The organism is Hydrogenophaga aromaticivorans (genome assembly GCF_013387465.1).
In the GTDB taxonomy this organism is placed as follows: domain Bacteria; phylum Pseudomonadota; class Gammaproteobacteria; order Burkholderiales; family Burkholderiaceae_C; genus Hydrogenophaga; species Hydrogenophaga aromaticivorans.
Genome location: NZ_VYGV01000015.1, coordinates 61,938 through 78,879, shown reverse-complemented (window position 1 = coordinate 78,879; position 16,942 = coordinate 61,938). Strand labels below are relative to the sequence as shown.

The 16,942-nt window shown below is 66.5% G+C and carries 15 protein-coding genes; 9 read left to right on the top strand and 6 right to left on the bottom strand.

The genetic code is table 11. The annotated features are described in order from the left end of the window. Positions 1-5: 5 nt before the first annotated feature. Positions 6-584, bottom strand: a complete 579-nt coding sequence (locus F3K02_RS15670) for a DJ-1/PfpI family protein (RefSeq protein ID WP_177136565.1) — start codon at positions 582-584, stop codon at positions 6-8. Positions 585-824: 240 nt separating this feature from the next. On the opposite strand from F3K02_RS15670, the gene boxB reads away from it, so the two are divergent. Further along, the gene (boxB, locus tag F3K02_RS15665; RefSeq protein WP_177136564.1) at positions 825-2,318 is read left to right on the top strand and encodes a benzoyl-CoA 2,3-epoxidase subunit BoxB; all 1,494 of its coding nucleotides are present in this window, start codon (positions 825-827) and stop codon (positions 2,316-2,318) included. A gap of 193 nt (positions 2,319-2,511) precedes the next feature. Here boxB and F3K02_RS15660 read toward each other — a convergent pair whose 3' ends face one another. Both F3K02_RS15660 and F3K02_RS15655 read right to left on the bottom strand, forming a co-directional pair. After that, entirely contained in the window at positions 2,512-3,798 is a 1,287-nt protein-coding gene (locus tag F3K02_RS15660) for a solute carrier family 23 protein (RefSeq protein WP_177136563.1), read from the bottom strand. A gap of 160 nt (positions 3,799-3,958) precedes the next feature. Then, the gene (locus F3K02_RS15655) at positions 3,959-4,444 is read right to left on the bottom strand and encodes a DUF3237 domain-containing protein (protein WP_177136562.1); all 486 of its coding nucleotides are present in this window, start codon (positions 4,442-4,444) and stop codon (positions 3,959-3,961) included. Between the two features lie 120 nt (positions 4,445-4,564). On the opposite strand from F3K02_RS15655, the gene F3K02_RS15650 reads away from it, so the two are divergent. The 4 genes from F3K02_RS15650 to F3K02_RS15635 all read left to right on the top strand — a co-directional run bounded on the left by F3K02_RS15650 (position 4,565) and on the right by F3K02_RS15635 (position 8,811). Further along, positions 4,565-6,676, top strand: coding sequence for an acetoacetate--CoA ligase (locus tag F3K02_RS15650; protein ID WP_177136561.1), 2,112 nt, complete (start codon positions 4,565-4,567; stop codon positions 6,674-6,676). 150 nt (positions 6,677-6,826) lie between these two features. Beyond that, a complete protein-coding gene (locus tag F3K02_RS15645) occupies positions 6,827-7,003 on the top strand; it encodes a hypothetical protein (RefSeq protein ID WP_177136560.1) in 177 nt (58 codons plus the stop codon). A 130-nt stretch (positions 7,004-7,133) separates the two neighbouring features. Then, on the top strand, positions 7,134-8,135 hold the full coding sequence (locus tag F3K02_RS15640; RefSeq protein ID WP_177136559.1) for a tripartite tricarboxylate transporter substrate binding protein: 1,002 nt from the start codon (positions 7,134-7,136) through the stop codon (positions 8,133-8,135). Between the two features lie 73 nt (positions 8,136-8,208). Continuing rightward, a complete protein-coding gene (locus F3K02_RS15635; protein ID WP_177136558.1) occupies positions 8,209-8,811 on the top strand; it encodes a lipocalin family protein in 603 nt (200 codons plus the stop codon). 667 nt (positions 8,812-9,478) lie between these two features. Here the strand turns inward: F3K02_RS15635 and F3K02_RS15630 are convergent. Next, the gene (locus F3K02_RS15630) at positions 9,479-9,838 is read right to left on the bottom strand and encodes a group I truncated hemoglobin (protein ID WP_177136557.1); all 360 of its coding nucleotides are present in this window, start codon (positions 9,836-9,838) and stop codon (positions 9,479-9,481) included. Positions 9,839-9,853: 15 nt separating this feature from the next. Beyond that, positions 9,854-10,057: a hypothetical protein gene (locus F3K02_RS15625; protein WP_177136556.1), complete on the bottom strand. Its 204-nt coding sequence runs from the start codon at positions 10,055-10,057 to the stop codon at positions 9,854-9,856. A 133-nt stretch (positions 10,058-10,190) separates the two neighbouring features. Between F3K02_RS15625 and F3K02_RS15620 the strand changes: the two genes are divergently transcribed. The 3 genes from F3K02_RS15620 to F3K02_RS15610 all read left to right on the top strand — a co-directional run bounded on the left by F3K02_RS15620 (position 10,191) and on the right by F3K02_RS15610 (position 14,571). Continuing rightward, a complete protein-coding gene (locus F3K02_RS15620) occupies positions 10,191-13,388 on the top strand; it encodes an ATP-binding protein (protein ID WP_177136555.1) in 3,198 nt (1,065 codons plus the stop codon). 409 nt (positions 13,389-13,797) lie between these two features. Further along, entirely contained in the window at positions 13,798-14,265 is a 468-nt protein-coding gene (locus F3K02_RS15615; protein WP_177136554.1) for a hypothetical protein, read from the top strand. Positions 14,266-14,331: 66 nt separating this feature from the next. Next, the gene (locus tag F3K02_RS15610; RefSeq protein WP_177136553.1) at positions 14,332-14,571 is read left to right on the top strand and encodes a hypothetical protein; all 240 of its coding nucleotides are present in this window, start codon (positions 14,332-14,334) and stop codon (positions 14,569-14,571) included. 95 nt (positions 14,572-14,666) lie between these two features. Here F3K02_RS15610 and F3K02_RS15605 read toward each other — a convergent pair whose 3' ends face one another. After that, a complete protein-coding gene (locus F3K02_RS15605; protein WP_177136552.1) occupies positions 14,667-15,827 on the bottom strand; it encodes an IS30 family transposase in 1,161 nt (386 codons plus the stop codon). Positions 15,828-15,990: 163 nt separating this feature from the next. Between F3K02_RS15605 and F3K02_RS27580 the strand changes: the two genes are divergently transcribed. Then, the coding region (locus F3K02_RS27580) for a sigma-54-dependent Fis family transcriptional regulator (RefSeq protein WP_425485606.1) at positions 15,991-16,942 on the top strand (952 nt) is incomplete at its 3' end.

The following is a 16,942-nucleotide window of genomic DNA, read 5'->3' as shown; positions in this document are numbered from 1 at the left end:
TCACATCAATGCGTAATCGTCGTGCCCAGCACCACGAGGAACTGCGCGATCCAGGCCGGGTGCGCCGGCCAGGCGGGCGCGGTGACGAAGGGGCCGTCGGTCACGGCTTCGTCCACCGCGATGTGGGCGTAGGTGGCGCCCGCGAGCTCCACTTCCACCTGGCAGGCCGGGTAGGCCGAGATGGTGCGACCCTTGATGTCTCCCGTGGCCGCCAGCAGCTGCGCACCGTGACAGACAGCGGCCACCGGCTTGCCGCTGCTGGTGAAGTGTTTGACCAGCGCCATCACGCTGGCGTGCATGCGCAGGTACTCGGGGCCGCGCCCGCCGGGGATCACCAGGCCGTCGTAGCTCTCGGGTTTCACGTCGGCGAAAGTGGCGTTGAGCGTGAAGCGGTGGCCGGGCTTTTCGCTGTAGGTCTGCGCGCCTTCGAAATCGTGGATGGCGGTGTGGATGAAGTCGCCGGCCTTCTTGTCGGGCGCAACGGCGTGCACCGTGTGGCCGACCGCCTGCAGCGCCTGGAACGGCACCATGGTTTCGTAGTCCTCGCAGTAATCGCCGCAGATCATCAACAGCTTCTTGCCCATGTGTGTCTCTCCTGGTGGTGGGGGGTGTGGAGACGATTGTTGGAGCGCGCCCGGTGGCCGGGGTAACAGCCCGCTGCTGCAGGCATGAGGGTTTGCCCTGATCGGCGACGGCGGCCCGGCGACGATCTGAACGCCTTTTGATCTGGCGCAAACCTTTACCTCGATTAAGCAAGATACTGCACTTTGCCGCTCGCAGCAGCGTGCATTAAATTGCATATACGTTCCACCCAGGAGACCCCCATGAGCCAGGAAGACACCCTTGTCGAAGCCCCGGAATCCGTGCGCAACGACCGCTTTGTCGAAGTGAACTACGACGACGCCATCCCCAACAACGTGGACCTGTCCAGCGACCGCCAGCTGCTGCGCGCGCTGGAAAGCTGGCACCCGAACTACATCGACTGGTGGAAGGACATGGGGCCGGACGGTTTCCAGAACGCCGAGGTCTACCTGCGCACGGCGGTGGGTGTGGACCCGGCCGGCTGGGCCAAGTTCGGCTACGTGAAGATGCCCGACTACCGCTGGGGCATCCTGCTGGCGCCCAAGGTGGAGGGCCGCACCATCCCCTGCGGCCGCCACAAGGGCGAGCCGGTGTGGCAGGAAGTGCCGGGCGAATACCGCTCGCTGCTGCGCCGCCTGATCGTGGTGCAGGGCGACACCGAGCCCGCCAGCGTGGAGCAGCAGCGTTACCTCGGCGCCACCGCGCCCAGCCTGTACGACATGCGCAACCTGTTCCAGGTCAACGTGGAAGAGGGCCGCCATCTCTGGGCCATGGTCTACCTGCTGGTCAAGTACTTCGGCAAGGACGGCCGCGAGGAAGCACAGGCCCTGCTGGAGCGCCGCTCGGGCCAGACCGACAACCCGCGCATCCTGGGCGCCTTCAACGAGCGCACGCCCGACTGGCTGAGCTTCTTCATGTTCACCTACTTCACCGACCGCGACGGCAAGATGCAGCTCGCCGCGCTGGCCGAGAGCGGCTTCGACCCGCTCTCGCGCAGCTGCCGTTTCATGCTGACCGAAGAAGCCCACCACCTGTTCGTCGGCGAGACCGGCGTCGGCCGCACCATCGAGGCCACCTGCGCCGCGATGAACAAGGCCGGCATCACCGACCCGTACGACGTGGAGCGCATCCGCGCACTCGGCGTGGTCGACCTGCCGCTGCTGCAGCGCAAGGCCAACTTCCACATGAGCGTGACGCGCGACCTGTTCGGCTCCGAGATCTCCAGCAACGCCGCCGAATCGTTCTCGTCGGGGCTGAAGGGCCGCTTCAACGAAGCCAAGCTCACCGGCGACGACCACGAACTGCAGGACGCCACCTACGACGTCACCCGCGTGGTGAATGGCCAGCTGGTGGTGGAGCCGGTGCCCGCGCTGCGCGCCATCAACTGCCGCCTGCTCGACGACTACATCGCCGATTGCCAGGGCGGCATCGACCGCTGGAACAAGACCATCGAGAAGGCCGGCATCAACTTCAAGATCACCCAGCCGCACAAGGGCTTCCACCGCAAGATCGGCGAGTTCGCCGGCCACCACATCAGCCCGGCCGGCGAGCTGCTGAGCGCCGAGGCCTTTGCCGCGCAGCAGGGCGGGTGGCTGCCCAACGACTCGGACATGGACTTCATCAACTCGCTGATGAAGGCGCACCACGCACCGGGCGAATACGCCAGCTGGATCGCCCCTCCGCGCATGGGCATCAACCAGCAGCCGGTGGACTACGAGTACGTGAAAATAGATTGACCACCCCCGCCGCGCTTCGCGCGACCCCCTCGAGGGGGCAACGCGCGCGGCCTGGCAAAGCCAGTTCCGCCGCGTTCACGGCTTGGACATTTCGCGCCGGGGCGGGAATTGCACCCCGCGTTGCGCGCGGCGCCTTTCAGGGGGCGGCACTGGCGTCGGCAAAACCGTCCGGTGGTGCTCCCTGCTCTGCCGCTCAGCCCTTGCGGTTGAGCAGGGCGTAGAGACCGATGGCTCCGAAGGTCGCGGTGCCGATGCCGCCGAGCGCGAATTCGCCGAAGCGCAGCGTGTAGTCGCCGGTTCCCAGCACCAGGGTGATCGCAGCCACGAGCAGGTTCTTGTTGTTCGAAAAGTCAACCTTGTTGTCGACCCAGATCTTGGCGCCGGCCACCGCGATCAGGCCGAACACCACGATGGACACGCCACCCATCACGGCCAGCGGAATCGCCTGGATCAGCGCGCCGAACTTGGGGCTGAAACCGAGCAGGATCGCCATGCAGCCGGCCACGAAGAAGATGGCGGTGGAGTAGATCTTGGTCGCGGCCATGACGCCGATGTTCTCGGCGTAGGTGGTCACGCCGGTGCCGCCCGCGCTGCCGGCCACGATGGTGGCCACGCCGTCGCCCATGAAGGCGCGGCCCATGTAGCGGTCCAGGTTCTTGCCGGTCATCGCCGTCACGGCCTTGATGTGGCCCAGGTTTTCCGCCACCAGGATGATGGCCACGGGTGCGATCAGCAGCATGGCGTTGCCGCTGAAGACCGGCGTGCTGAAGTTGGGCAGGCCGAACCAGGCGGCGTTGGCGATGCCGCTCAGGTCCAGCGGTTTGCCCAGCCCGAAGCCGTTGGTGAGCACGGCGTAGATGACGCTGGCGATGATCAGGCCCATGAGGATCAGCAGGCGCTGTAGCATGCCGCTGCTGAACACCGCCACCAGCGCCACGCAGACGAAGGTCACGCCCTGCATCCAGGCGTCAAAGCCCGTGGGCGCCATGTTCTTGATCGGAATGCCGGCCAGGTTCAGGCCGATCACGGCCACCACCGCGCCGGTGACCACCGGTGGCATCAGGCGCTCGATCCAGCCCGTGCCGATGGCCTGCACCAGCGCGCCGATCAGCGTGTAGACAATGCCGCAGGCGATGATGCCGCCGAGCGCCACGCCGATGTTGGCGTTGGGTCCCGGTCCGGCGTAGCCGCTGGCCGCGATCACCACGCCGATGAAGGCGAAGCTCGACCCCAGGTAGCTCGGCACCTTGCCGCCGGTCATGACGAAGAAGATCAGGGTGCCGATGCCGCTCATGAGGATGGCGACGTTGGGGTCGAAGCCCATGAGGATGGGCGCGAGCACGGTGGCGCCGAACATGGCGATCAGGTGCTGCACACCCATCACGGCGGTCTGCGGCCAGGGCAGGCGCTCGTCGGGGCCGATGACGCCGCCGCCGGCCAGCGTGGCCGATGATTTTTCGCTCCAGGTGAACATGCCCATGAAAACTCCTTGTTGTGGTTGTGGAAAGCGGGTGTCGGGTGGCGGCGATTCTGCCGGGTGGTCTGGGGGCGCGCACGCTGCGTTGCAGCAGGCGCGACGCGGGCGGGACAGCGCCGCTGCGATCATGGCGCTGACGCCGGTGTGCGGGCCTTGATCCGCGTCAGGCGACGCGGAAGAAACGCATTTCCACGCGATCGGGAAAACGCGCACCGGTGCCGATGAAGAGGCTCTGTGTCATCCAGGCCAGCGCCGGGTGCGAGACCTCGAAGGTCGGCGCGCAGCGGAAGTAGATGGCGGCCGGGTCCACCGGCTCGCCGCGCACCAGCTTGGCGATGTCTTCCGGCGAGCCGCGGCGCAGCGCGCGGTTCTGCACGAACACATGGGCGCCCGCCCAGTCGGGGTCGTCCAGCTGCAGCAGGTAACGCGCGTCGAGGTCGGCGCAGGTGTCGCTCACCACGAGCTGGAAATCGGCGCCACCGGGCAGCACCCGGCCGTGGATGGCGCCGCTGACTGCACCCCCGGTGATCGGGATGATGCGGCGCTTGCCGCGGCTGTTGAGCCCCGTGATCTCGCCCGCCTCGATGGGCGCGGCGACGAAGACGGTCAGGTCCAGGGCGGGTTCGAGTGTGGGGGCGGGCAGGGGCATGGGCGGGTTATACCGCAGGGGTGCTGTCACCTGGGCAGTGGCGCAGTCAGAGGTGCGCTGCTACCCTCGCGACAGACGGAGACAACAGGCCCCCAGGGCCCAAACCAAGAGCGAGCCACCATGAGCACCACGCCGGGCACCCCCGCGCCCCACATCCCCCAGATCCGCCTCTACCAGCAATGGCTGGCCGAACACCGCGGTCTGCATTTCGACGACTACGACGCGCTCTGGCGCTGGTCCACCACCGATCTCGAGGCCTTCTGGCAAAGCATCTGGGACTACTTCAAGATGCAGTCGCCCACGCCGCACACGGCGGTGCTGGAGCGCAACGTGATGCCGGGGGCGAAGTGGTTCCCGGGCGCACAGTTCAACTACGCGCAGCAGGTCTTGCGCCATGTGATGCCTGCGCACGCGGCCGGCTTCAGCGCCATCGTCAGCCGCAACGAAAAGGGCCGTCACGTCGAACTGAGCTGGCCACAACTGCGGCGCCAGGTCGCGTCGCTCGCGCTGCACCTGCAGGCCCAGGGCGTGAAGCCCGGCGACCGCGTGGCCGCCTACCTGCCGAACATCCCCGAGACCATGGTCGCCTTTCTCGCGGTGGTGAGCATCGGAGCGGTGTGGAGCGTGTGCGCGCCCGACATGGGCACCAACGCCGTGCTCGACCGCTTCAGACAGATCGAGCCGGTGGCGCTGATCGCCTGCGACGGCGTGACCTACGGCATGAAGGATTTCGACCGCCTGGGCGTGGTGGCCGAACTGCGCGCAGCCCTGCCCACGGTGCGCCACGTGATCCTGCACACCAACCTGGCCGACGACCCGGCCGCGGTGGACCGCGCGCTGGAGGCCGCCCAGCCCTGCACGGCCTTCAGCACCGCGACCTCGCGCTACGACGCGGCCACCGCCGCTTTTGAGCCGCTGTGGCTGCCGTTCGATCACCCGCTGTGGATCGTCTACAGCAGCGGCACCACCGGCCTGCCCAAGCCCATCGTTCACGGCCACGGCGGCACGGTGATCGTGGCCATGGCACTGAAGATCATCCACAACGACGTGGGCTGCAGCTACGCGCCCAACAGCTGGGGCGAGCGATACCACTGGTACAGCTCGACCGGCTGGGTGATGTGGAACGCGCAGACCAGCGGCCTGCTCAACGGCACCACCTGCGTGCTCTACGACGGCAACCCCGGTGGCCCCAAGGACCAGCCCGACTGGACCACGCTCTGGCGCTTCGCGTCCGAACTCGGCGTGACCTTCTTCGGCGCCGGCGCGGCGTTTTTTGCGAACTGTCTGAAGGCGGGGGTGGACCTGTCGACCTGCGGTGATCTGTCCAAGGTGCGGGCGCTGGGCACGACCGGTTCGCCGCTGTCGGAGGACGCGCAGAACTGGGGAACGGCGCAGTTCGCGGCCATCGCTGCAAACGATGCGCAAAGCGACATCTGGTGGTGCAACATCTCCGGTGGCACCGACTTCGCCGGCGCCTTCATCGGCGGCAACCGCGAACTGCCTCAAACGCCCGGCCGCATGCAGTGCCGCCTCATGGGCTGCGCGGTCGAGTCGTGGAACGAGCAGGGCCAGCCCGTCATCGACGAAGTGGGCGAACTGGTCTGCGCGCAACCCATCCCGTCCATGCCGCTGTACTTCGTCGGCGACAAGGACAACCAGCGCCTGCTCGGCAGCTACTTCGACATGTACCCGCCCGGCCACGGCCGCAAACCTGGCGGCGGTGATCTGGACAAAGATGCCGGCGCCGTCTGGCGCCACGGCGACTGGCTGCGCATCCACCCCGACGGCTCCTGCGTCATCTACGGCCGCTCCGACGCCACCATCAACCGCCACGGCTTGCGCATGGGCACCAGCGAGCTGTATAGCGCCGTCGAGGCCCTGCCCGAGGTGCTGGACTCGATGGTGGTGGACCTCGAATACCTGGGCCGCGAGAGCTACATGCCGCTGTTCGTGGTGCTGCGCCCGGGGCTCACGCTGGACGACGCCATGACGGCCAAGATCAACGGCGCCATCCGCACCGCACTCTCGCCCCGCTTCCTGCCCAACGAAGTCCTGCAGGTGGCCGAAATCCCGCGCACGCTCTCGGGCAAGAAGCAGGAGCTGCCGATCAAGAAACTGCTGCTCGGCCAGCCGCTGGAAAAGGTGATCAACAAGGAAGCCATGGCCAACCCGGGTTGCCTGGACTGGTACGTGGAATTCGCGCGCTGGCGGGCCGATGCCACCCGCATCTGAAGTCCTCAGCCTGCAAGGCCGATCGGGCCATGCACATGTTGAAACGGTTTGATACTGGTCAAGCCGCCCGCTTTGCAGAACACTCGGGCGGTGATCGCACCGTCGTTCGCCCTGTCTGGCGCGAGCCGTCGATCAGATCGGAGGACCCAGATGAACCGTGGACCTTCCACTTTGCAGCGTGAGGGCTTGGTCGAGCGTCTGGACATTGATCTCGACACCCTGGACCATGCGCTGATGGAACTGCTCACCAGCGACTGGCAGACCTTGGACGACGGCGAGCCGCTGGGCAAGGCCGACGACCTGCTGGGCGAGCAGACCGCCGCTTGAAGGCTTGAAGACCTGAGCCTGCGTCGCGCGGGTGACGGATTCCGGGGGGAGCACCGGGCATGCCCCATTCCCGGTTCGGCCCGCTGGTTCTATCTTGCTTGTCTCACTTCATCACAACAGGAGACACCGCATGAGCCACCCGTCCAGCCGCCCCGCCAACTTCAACCGCCGTCAGATCCTGTCGGCCGCTGCCGCTGTGGCCGCTCCGGCGCTCCTGCCGATGCACGCGTTCGCACAGGACAAGTTCCCCAACCGCCCCATCAAGCTGATCGCGCCCTGGCCCGCCGGTGGCAGCAGCGACGGTGTCATGCGCGCCTTCGCGGAAAGCGCCAGCAAGACGCTGGGCGTGCCCGTGATCATCGAGAACAAACCCGGCGTGGGTGGCACGCTGGGCGCGGCCGCCATGGTCGGCGCCGCTCCCGACGGCTACACGCTCACGCAGCTGCCGCTGGGCATCTACCGCCTGCCGCACATGCAGAAGATGCCGTTCGACCCGGTGCAGGACATCAGCCACATCGTCTGCCTCACCGGCTACACCTTCGGCATCGCCTGCACGGCGGACGCACCGTTCAAGACCCTCAAGGAGATGGTGGCCTACGCCAAGGCCAACCCCGGCAAACTCGAATACGGCCACACGGGAACGGGCACCACGCCGCACCTCGCCATCGAAGAGTTCAGCGAGAAAGCCGGCATCCAGCTCAACCCGATCCCGTTCAAGGGTTCGGCCGAAATCATGCAGGCCATCCTCGGCGGCCACATCCGCATGATGAGCGGCACCACCGAATTCGCGCCGCACGTGCAGAGCGGCAAACTGCGCCTGCTCGCCACGCTCGGCAGCAACCGCAACAAGGCCTTCCCCGACGTGCCCACGGTGAAGGAAAGCGGCTGGGACACCATCACGGAATCGCCCTTCGGCATCGGCGGCCCCAAGGGCATGGACCCGGCCGTGGTCAAGGTGCTGCACGACGCGTTCAAGAAGACGCTGGACGACGCCAAGGTGCAGGAAACGCTGGACAAGTATTTCATGCCCACGGTCTACATGAGCACGGCCGACTACACGGCCTACGGCGATCGCACCTTCAAGACCGAGAAGGCGACGATCGAGCGGCTGGGGCTGACGAAGAAGGGCTGAGGCGGCCTGGGTGCGGTGGCAGACATCGCGCCGTGTGGGAAGCGGGCACACTGAGCCCAACCCACCCGATGCCATGACCACGCCCACCACCGCCCCTTCGTTCACCCCATCGCCCACGCTGCGGCAGCTGGCCCTATCGCTGGCCCTGCTGTCGCCTTTCGCCGCACCGGCGCAGACCTCCGCGCCACCCGAGCCGCTCCAGACCATAGCCCGGCTCGACGTCGGCCGCTACCTGGGCACCTGGTACGAAATCGCGAAGTATCCCAACCGCTTCCAGCGCCAGTGCGTGGCCGACACGAGCGCGCTGTACCGGCTGCGCGACGACGGCCAGCTCGACGTCATCAACCGCTGCCGCCAGGCCAACGGCGAAGTGGCCGAAGCCGTGGGCCGCGCGCGCCAGGACGGCCCCGCCGATTCGCCCAAACTGAAAGTGCGCTTCGCCCCCGCCTGGCTGTCGTGGCTGCCCATGGTCTGGGGCAACTACTGGGTTATCGACATTGATGCGGACTACCAGCTGGTCGCTGTGAGCGAATCGAGCCGCGAATACCTGTGGGTCCTGTCGCGCACGCCGACGGTGGAGGCGGGGGCGTATCAGGCCTTGCTGGGGCGGTTGCAGGCGAAGGGGTTTGATCTTTCGAAGCTGGAACGGACCACCCAAACCGGGAAGCCTGATTGATCGACCCCACCGACTGGCTGGACGCGCCCAGAGGCATCGTGCTCGGTGGGCTGTGAGCGCTCTGGTGGCTGGCCTGGGACTTCGGCATCCAGACCGTGGACTGTTCCGTCGTGTGGGCTGCGGATGCTGACGCTGATCCGCTAGTCTGAGGATTGGCACCGCGAGCTGGATGGGGCGACGTCGGGAACGGCGGCCGTGGTCGAGCTGGCGGTGGGGATTTGAGGGTTGGCGGGGGCGTTGCCTTGAGTGTGAAGGCTTGGAGTCAGTTGCCTCTTTTCGACCCCAAGCAGCCCGAGAGGTCCTGGCCACCAACAGCCGCAGTGAAGCGGTTGCCGACGGTGGGTGCTGCCAGGCGAGCTCACTCTGACAGCCACGAAGCGGCTGTTGGGCACGGCGACCGGTGCTGGCCCGAACGGCGGCTGTATGAGGTACTGCGGTCATAGGACTTCCGCGCCCGGCTGGCGCTAGGTACACCGACCGTTTTCACATCATCTGGACCGGCGGTACCGATCCGTTGCGGGCATCCGACTTCAGGCCCGAACCGGTCACGCAGAACGGTTGTGCAGAATGGACTGCGGACCTTCAGGCGTGCGGCGCAAGGGCGACTCGACACCGTCTCCAGACTGGTGGAGCCACCGGGCGCCGCGAAGGCCCGGTCGTTTGCCGCTCAGACCCGCAGCACGTCGCCCTTCAATGAGTAGAGGATCGCCACCACCTCATTGATTTCGGTGGTGCCGACCCCCTGCCCTTGCATGGCGGCCACGAAGTCGTCTATGGTGGCGATCAACTCCTGCTCGTTGATGTTCATCCCGGCATGCGCGGTGCGCAGGTCGCGGCCTTCGTAGCGTTGAGGCCCGCCCGCACCCATGCAGAAGAATTGCGCGCCCATTCGTTTAGCGTGGGCCAAGTCCTTGCCGCTGAAGCGGGGGGCCAGCAGTGGGTTGACGGCGTGGCGATCAACCGCGTCGTCCACGATGGCGGTGATTCCCTCGGACTCGCCGAGTCTTTGGTAGAGCGATGATGTCATGGTCCTCTCCTGGCTTCATTGCTGCCGGTTCAACCACGAGTCGTACTCGATGGACCCCGGGTCTGGGGCGGCGTCACCGAGCGCCTGGCGCGGCTCAGCGAGCGCCTGATCGATGGCCGAGTCGAGGCGGGCGAACGCGTCGGGCGTCAACAGCTCGGGCAGGTTCAACGTCGCAGTGCCGTAGGGGGGAATCAGGAAGGAAATCTGTTGCGTGGCCATGGTGTGCTCCTGTTGGATGTCGCGGGTCTGGAACAACCCGCGGAACACAGCATCGCCATCGGGTGTTCCTGAAACGTTCCCGGCCGCTGGGGGCATTGCGCTGGCCGGCCGGGCGCCGCACACTTGATCCACCATGGGACCTTCCCACGCCATCACAGAATCCGAGCCGGCCAGTCACCTTGAGGTGCGCCTGTTGGGTGGATTCTCGGTGTCGATCGACGGCATCGAGGTGGCTGCTGAGCGCTGGCCCAGCCTGCGCTCGGCCCAGCTGGTGCAGCTGCTGAGCCTGGCGCCGCAGCGGCGCATGACACGCGACCGCGTCGTCGACACACTGTGGCCGCAACTCGATCCCGACGCCGGAGCCGCCAACCTGCGCAAGGCCGCGCACCACGCCCGCCAGGCGCTCGGCCGGCACGACGGCGTGGTGTCGCAAGGCGGCGAGGTGGTGCTGTGGGCCCACGGCGGTGTTGCCGTCGATGTCGACCGCTTCGAGCAACTCGCGCAGGCGGCGCTCGCCAGCGGCGAGCCTGAGGCTTGCGCGCAGGCCGCCGACGCCTACACCGGCGATCTGCTGCCGGGCTCGACCTACGAAGCCTGGGCCGAACCGGCACGCGAACGGCTGCACGTGCGGTTCATGGCGCTGCTTCGGGCCAGCGACCAGTGGGAACGCCTGGCCCGGGTGGAGCCCACCGATGAGCCCGCCCATCGCGAGCTGATGGCGCGCGAGCTCGCGACCGGCAACCGGGCAGCCGCCGTGCGCTGGTATGCGCGTCTGCGCGAGGCGCTCGAACGGGAGCTTGGCGTCGCACCCGATCACGACACCGAGGCCTTGTACGGGCAGTGCGTCGCCGGCCTGCAGCCAGCCGGTCCGGCCACCATCGGGCGGGCGTTGGTCCGTGCCCAGGCGGTGGCCTGGCTGGGCATGGGCGCCACCGAACGGCCCGGCGGCATCGTGCTGCGCGGCCCCGCGGGTATTGGCAAGACCGCTTTCTGCCGTGAACTCGCTGCGCTGGCCCGGGAGCGCGGTTGGACCGTCGTTCCCGTGGACGCCGCACAGCCCGGACGCGCCTACGCGGTGATCGCCGCCTTGACCGAACGGCTGGTCGCGTCGGACCGCGCCTTGCTGGACCACATCGGCGCGCCGGCGCGCTCGGTGCTTGCCCAGCTCAGCCCGCTCGCGGCGCCGGCCGCCGCCCTGGCCGGTCCGCTGGGGCGGCACCAGGTGATCGGCGCCTTGAGGCGTCTGCTGCTGGCGGCTTCGGGCGGCGGCGACGTCATGGTGCTGGTGGACGACGCGCACCTGATCGACGATGCCGACGCCGACGTGTTGATGCACCTGGCCTCTGCCGGTCCACCGGTGTGCGTGGTGCTGGCAACGCGCGCTCCCACGCTGGGTTCGGCGCTCGCCCGGGGTGTGTCGCGCCTGGTCGGCAGCGGCGTCATGCAGGCGCTCGATCTTGAGCCGCTGGACGAGGACGAGACGCGTCGGCTGGTGGCCCAGGCGGCACCGTGTCCGTTGTCCGAACAGAACGTGTCGCACATCGTTGCCGTTGCCGAGGGCAACCCGTTTGCGGCGATCGAGCTGGCGCGCTGCGCACAACCCTCAGGCACTCGGCTGCCCCGCAACGTCGCCGAAGCCATCCTCGCCCGCCTGTGCGATGTGCCCGATGCGGTGCTGGCGTCGCTGAAGTGGATGGCCCTGGCCGGCGACGCCTTCGACGCCACCACGGCCGCAGCCCTGACACCGGACGCCGAGGCACACGCGTTTGCGGCGCTGGACCTGGCGCTGACCGCAGGTGTGCTGGTGCTGGCGGGAACGGGCTACCGGTTTCGGCACGACCTGGTGCGACAGGTCCTGATCGAGCAGATCCCGCCGCACCAGCGATTGAAGATGCACCGCCAGGCCGCGCAGCGCCTGAGTGAACTCGACGCCGCGCCGGCCCTCGTGGCACGCCACTGGCTCGACGGCGGCAACCCGCGCGATGCCGTGCCCTGCCTGCTTGCCGCGGCGCGCGACGCGGTGCGCCTGGCCGCCTTCAGTGACGCCCTGCGCCATCTGGAGCCCGTGCTGGCCTTCGAGGCCGGCCATGCCGAGGCGCTGCGCTTGCGTGCGGAGGCACTGGATGCCATGGGGGACCCGGCAGCGGTGGCCGCATACCGGACGGCCGCCCTGGCGGCTGGCGAGCCGATGTCGCACAACCTGCGGGCCAAGGGTGCCTTGGCGATGATCAAGCAGGGCAACCCGAAGGGCGCGCTCGAAGAGCTGGTGGGCGTCCGGCCGAACAGTGTGGACGGACGGTTGTGCGAGGCCCTGACCTACTGCGGTGCCGCAGCCCTCGGCGCGGCGGACCCGGCCATGGGCACGCGCAAGGCGGCCGAGGCCAGGCGGCTCGCCTTGCAGGCCGGCGATGTTTCGGCCATCGTGACCGCTTCGTGGGCCCAGGCGGCGGCGGCGCACGCACGTGGGGAACTGCACCAGAGCGTCTGGGCCGACCTGCAGGACACCCGCCAGCTGCCGCACCTGGCTGTGCGGGTGTTCGACGGACAGCTCTGCATCCTGCAGCGCTTCCTCTACGGGGCACGGCCCTACCCCGAGGTCATCGCCTTTGCACAAGGGCTGGCTGCCGAAGCCGTCCGGATCGGCGCTGCGCGTGGGCACGCTTTTGGCGTCACGTTGCGCGGTGAGGCCGAGCTGCTGGCCGGCGATCTTTCCGCGGCCGAGGAGCATCTGACGCTGGGTGTGCGCCTGCACCATGCCATCGGTGGCGCGACCGGCGAGGCGTTTTCGATGCAGCGGCTCGCCGAGGTCGCGATGTACCGCGGGCAGCTCGACGACGCCCGCACCCTGATCGACGAGGCACTGGACCTGGCGCGGCAGACCGACATCGGGTTTCACCTGCTGGACCGGATCTACGGAACGCGCATCCGCCTGGCCCGCAACCCAATCGCCGCACTGCATGCGCTGGAGGATGCCCGCGAGGCCGTGCGCGGCCCGCTGGAGACCTGCCCGGGTTGCCGAATCACATTCGCCGTGCCAGCGGCGATTGCCGCGGCGCGAGCAGGACGCCTCGACTTGGCCGAGGAGTACACCGGCCAGAGCGCCTATCTGGCGGACGTGGTGATGCGCTTGCCGGCCTGGCATGCGGCGCACGACGAAGTGCTCGGCCACATGGCGGTCGCTCGCGGCGAGGGCGCGCATGTGGCTGCCTCGCGCTTTGCGGAGGCGGCTGCGCGCTTTCGTGGCGCCGGCCACCCGATCGATGCGCTGCGTTGCGAGCGGCTCGCGGTGGTTCCCGAATCGGGCGGAACGGAGGGGTCTGGCGCGGCTTGAGTGTTCGGCGGTTTCGCTGGCGCTGTGTTGCAGGCTTTGATCCGCGCCCCATCATTGCTGGCGCTTCGGGGCTTATGCATCCGGCGCCCGCAGCGAACAGCGACTTGTGAATGACACCCCCAACGTCTTTGAAAATCCCATCCCGACCCTGAGCAGGCACCCGTTTGAGCTGCCAGAAAGCGGACAGATCGCTACTAGTCAGGCCTCTCGCTGGGCAAAGGGGCATAGGGTGGGGGCAGTCGGGTTTGTCGATTTTGTTATACCTTCTCGTCGCCGAAGTAAGATGGTGCAGTATGTTGATTTGAAACAACTTTTCAGACGGGAGGCCGACTTTGTTTAACGACTGCCATTGTGGGTATCCGGCGTTTTGCCGTTTAAATCAAAGTTAGCCGTCTTGGCGCCATACCCGATGAATCTCATCCTCGAGGGAACCGACAGAGTTCCGTTCTTCACCGACATGCGGGCCACGCTGCATGCATTGGGAATCTCGGCATCGGCCTTCGATTGGTACTTGAGTGACATCGAGACCAACTACTACGGCGAGGACTTCTCGCCTCGAGACCAATGGATCACTGGCATCGAGCTTCGTCGCTTGCTTGAATGCAATGAAATCCAGTTCATCTGGGCTGTGTTCAGTGCGGTGCCAGTTGGCCATCGCCATACCGTACTTGCCGCTCCTTACATCGAAGGCAACCCGGACTTCTGGACTGGCTCCGAGGTTAGGCCGCAATTGCAAGGTGCAGTCTTTGAGATTGCTTGCTGGGACAGCAGCGCCACCATTCTTGTTGGCCTTCCTGAGGCGGCTCAAAAGCGTTTCTTGGCTGCCTTCCCTGAAACCGATTCGCTTCAAAATGCAGTACTTCGAAGAGTCGGCTAACCAGTCGCTCGAGCCGACTCGCGTCGGCAAGCCGCCGCTCGCGGCTCAGCTTCAACGTAAACCATCATGCACATCGAAGGACGCGAGTACAGGGTAGTAATTGCGACGGATGTCGACCGTGACGCCATGCAATGGGAGTGTTACCTTGTTGACGGAAAAAATGAGACGCTCGTTTTTGAGGTGGTTCGGTTCGATGGAAGAAGGGAGTGGTCATTTCTTCAACACGTCGAGGCCGTTCCGCTGGCAGTGGTTGAATACGCTGTCCAGCACGCTCGAACGGACCTCGGACCATTCTTCAACGGTTAACAGGTCTTGCCATCGGACCGCCTTCGGCGTCCGCTGAATTCTGACGTTGATCGGCTGCTTTCTCAATTGACCACCGACCGCTCATGGCGGCGGATTCAACGGGTCAACGCAACGGATTCGCTGAACATCTCAGCGGGCGTTTGGAAGCCAAGTGTTTTGCGTGGCCTCTCGTTCAATTGTCTCGCTATGGCGTTGAGCTGGAGCTGGGAGTAGCCCGAGATGTCGATGCCTTTCGGCATGTACTGCCTGAGCAACCCATTCGTATTCTCGTTGCTGCCCCGCTGCCAGGGGCTGCGCGGATCGCAGAAGAAGACTTGGATGTTGGTGGCCATCGTGACCCGCGTGTGCGAGGCCATTTCTTTGCCTCGATCCCAGGTCAGGGACTTGTAGAGTTCCTGAGGCAGCTTTCGCGCATTCTTGATGAGCGCATTGACGACAGTTTCAGTGTCTTTGCCATCGACCTTCACCAACATCACGTATCGTGTTTGCCGCTCGACCAGCGTTGCAATCTGGCTATTGCCGCTGCCGAAGAGGAGGTCGCCTTCCCAGTGACCAGGCACTGCGCGGTCTTCGACACAGGCCGGTCGATCGCTGATCGATACCACATCACAGATCTGTCCGTGGGTGGGCGTCTTCTGTGTGTGATGCCGAGAGCGACGCATGCCGCGAGTGCGTCGCAAATGCTCCAGCAACTCCTTCTTCAGGGCTCCGCGTGCTTGAATGAACAAGCAACGGTAGATGGTCTCATGTGACACGTGGAAGGTCTCGTCGCTCGGGTAAGTATGTTTGAGCCAACCGGCGATCTGCTCTGGCGACCAACGCAGGCGCAGCTTGTTGGCCACAACGCGGGCAAGCGCTCGGTTCAGCATCAGTTTGCATGACTTTGGGCGGAGCGCACGATCCCAGGTAGCACTGTCCGCAACCGCTGCTCGATAGTGCGAGCGACCGCCATTGCGACTGACCTCTCGACTGATTGTCGATGGCGCACGTCCAAGGCGTCCGGCAATCGAGCGGATCGATTCGCCGTTGACCAGGGAGCGAGAGATATCTTCTCTTTCAGCCAGCGTCAGTGCTATTGACGACCGACTGCGTGCCGGTGGCCTAAAGCCTCCTGTCCGCGACAGGATCCCCTGTACTGAAGTGTGTGCCCGATTGAACAGTTGCGCGATCTGATGGAGCGTCCAGCCTTGCTTCCAACGATCCCACATCACAGCCTTCTGTGCGTCGGTGTAGTAGATCCGCGTCCGGTATTTCATCTGCAGCACTCCTTCTGCCTAGACAGTTGTCAGTGTGTTGCATCGACCCGTTGAATCCGCCGCCGACACCGGCCCCTCCCCGGGTAAACCCTCCATTGACACCACCCCGCGCTCCCCCGAAGGTGCAAGGCTCGCCCGCCAGCGTTTCACCCGGAGCCGCACCATGCCCACCACACCGCACCAGCACATCGCCACCGTGATGCAGGTGGCCACCGACGGGGCAGACGCGCAGGCGGCGGCGGGGCATGAGCAGGTGATCCGCGATTCGTGGCTGCGCTGTGTGCAGCAGCACCGCCTGGACCCGACCCGCATGCAGGAGGCCGTCATCCTGCCGCAGGCGCGGCTGCGCGAGCACCAGGACCAGATGGAGGCGCTGCTGCAGATCGCGCGCCACGGGCTGGAGGCGCTCTACAGCAAGGTGGCGGGGCTGGGTTATGTGGTGCTGCTGACGGACGCGCGCGGCGTGACGGTGGACTTTCTGGGCGACCTGGTGTTCGAGCCCAGCCTGCGCAAGGCGGGCCTCTACCTCGGCGCGGACTGGAGCGAGCAGCACGCAGGCACCTGCGGCGTGGGCACCTGCATCAGCACCGGCGAGGCGCTCACCGTGCACCTGGACGACCACTTCGACGCCACCCACATCCCGCTCACCTGCACCACCGCGCCGGTGTACGACAGTGCGGGCGAGCTGAGCGCGGTGCTCGACATTTCGCAGCTCAGTTCGAGCCAGCCCAAGAGCAGCCAGCACCTGGCGCTGCAGCTGGTGAAGATGACGGCGCACGACATCGAGCACGCGGCCTTTCTGCACCGCCACCGGCACGACTGGATCTTGCGGCTATCGGCAGCGCCCCAGTTCCTGGACGTGCAGCCCGAGTACCTGCTGGCGCTGGACGCAAACGGTCGCGTGGTGGGCCACAACCGGCGCGCGCAGCTGGCGTTGCAGGGCCGCGCGGTGCACGCCATGCCGCTGGTGGGGCGCAGTTTTGAAGCGCTGTTCGAGCTGCCGTTCAGCCAGATCGGCCGCTTCGTGCTGACACAGCCCTCGGACCAGCGCGCGGTGATGCTCGCGGGCGGGCGGCAGCTGCTGTTTCTCTCGGCCGTGCCGCCGCCGCCGCGCC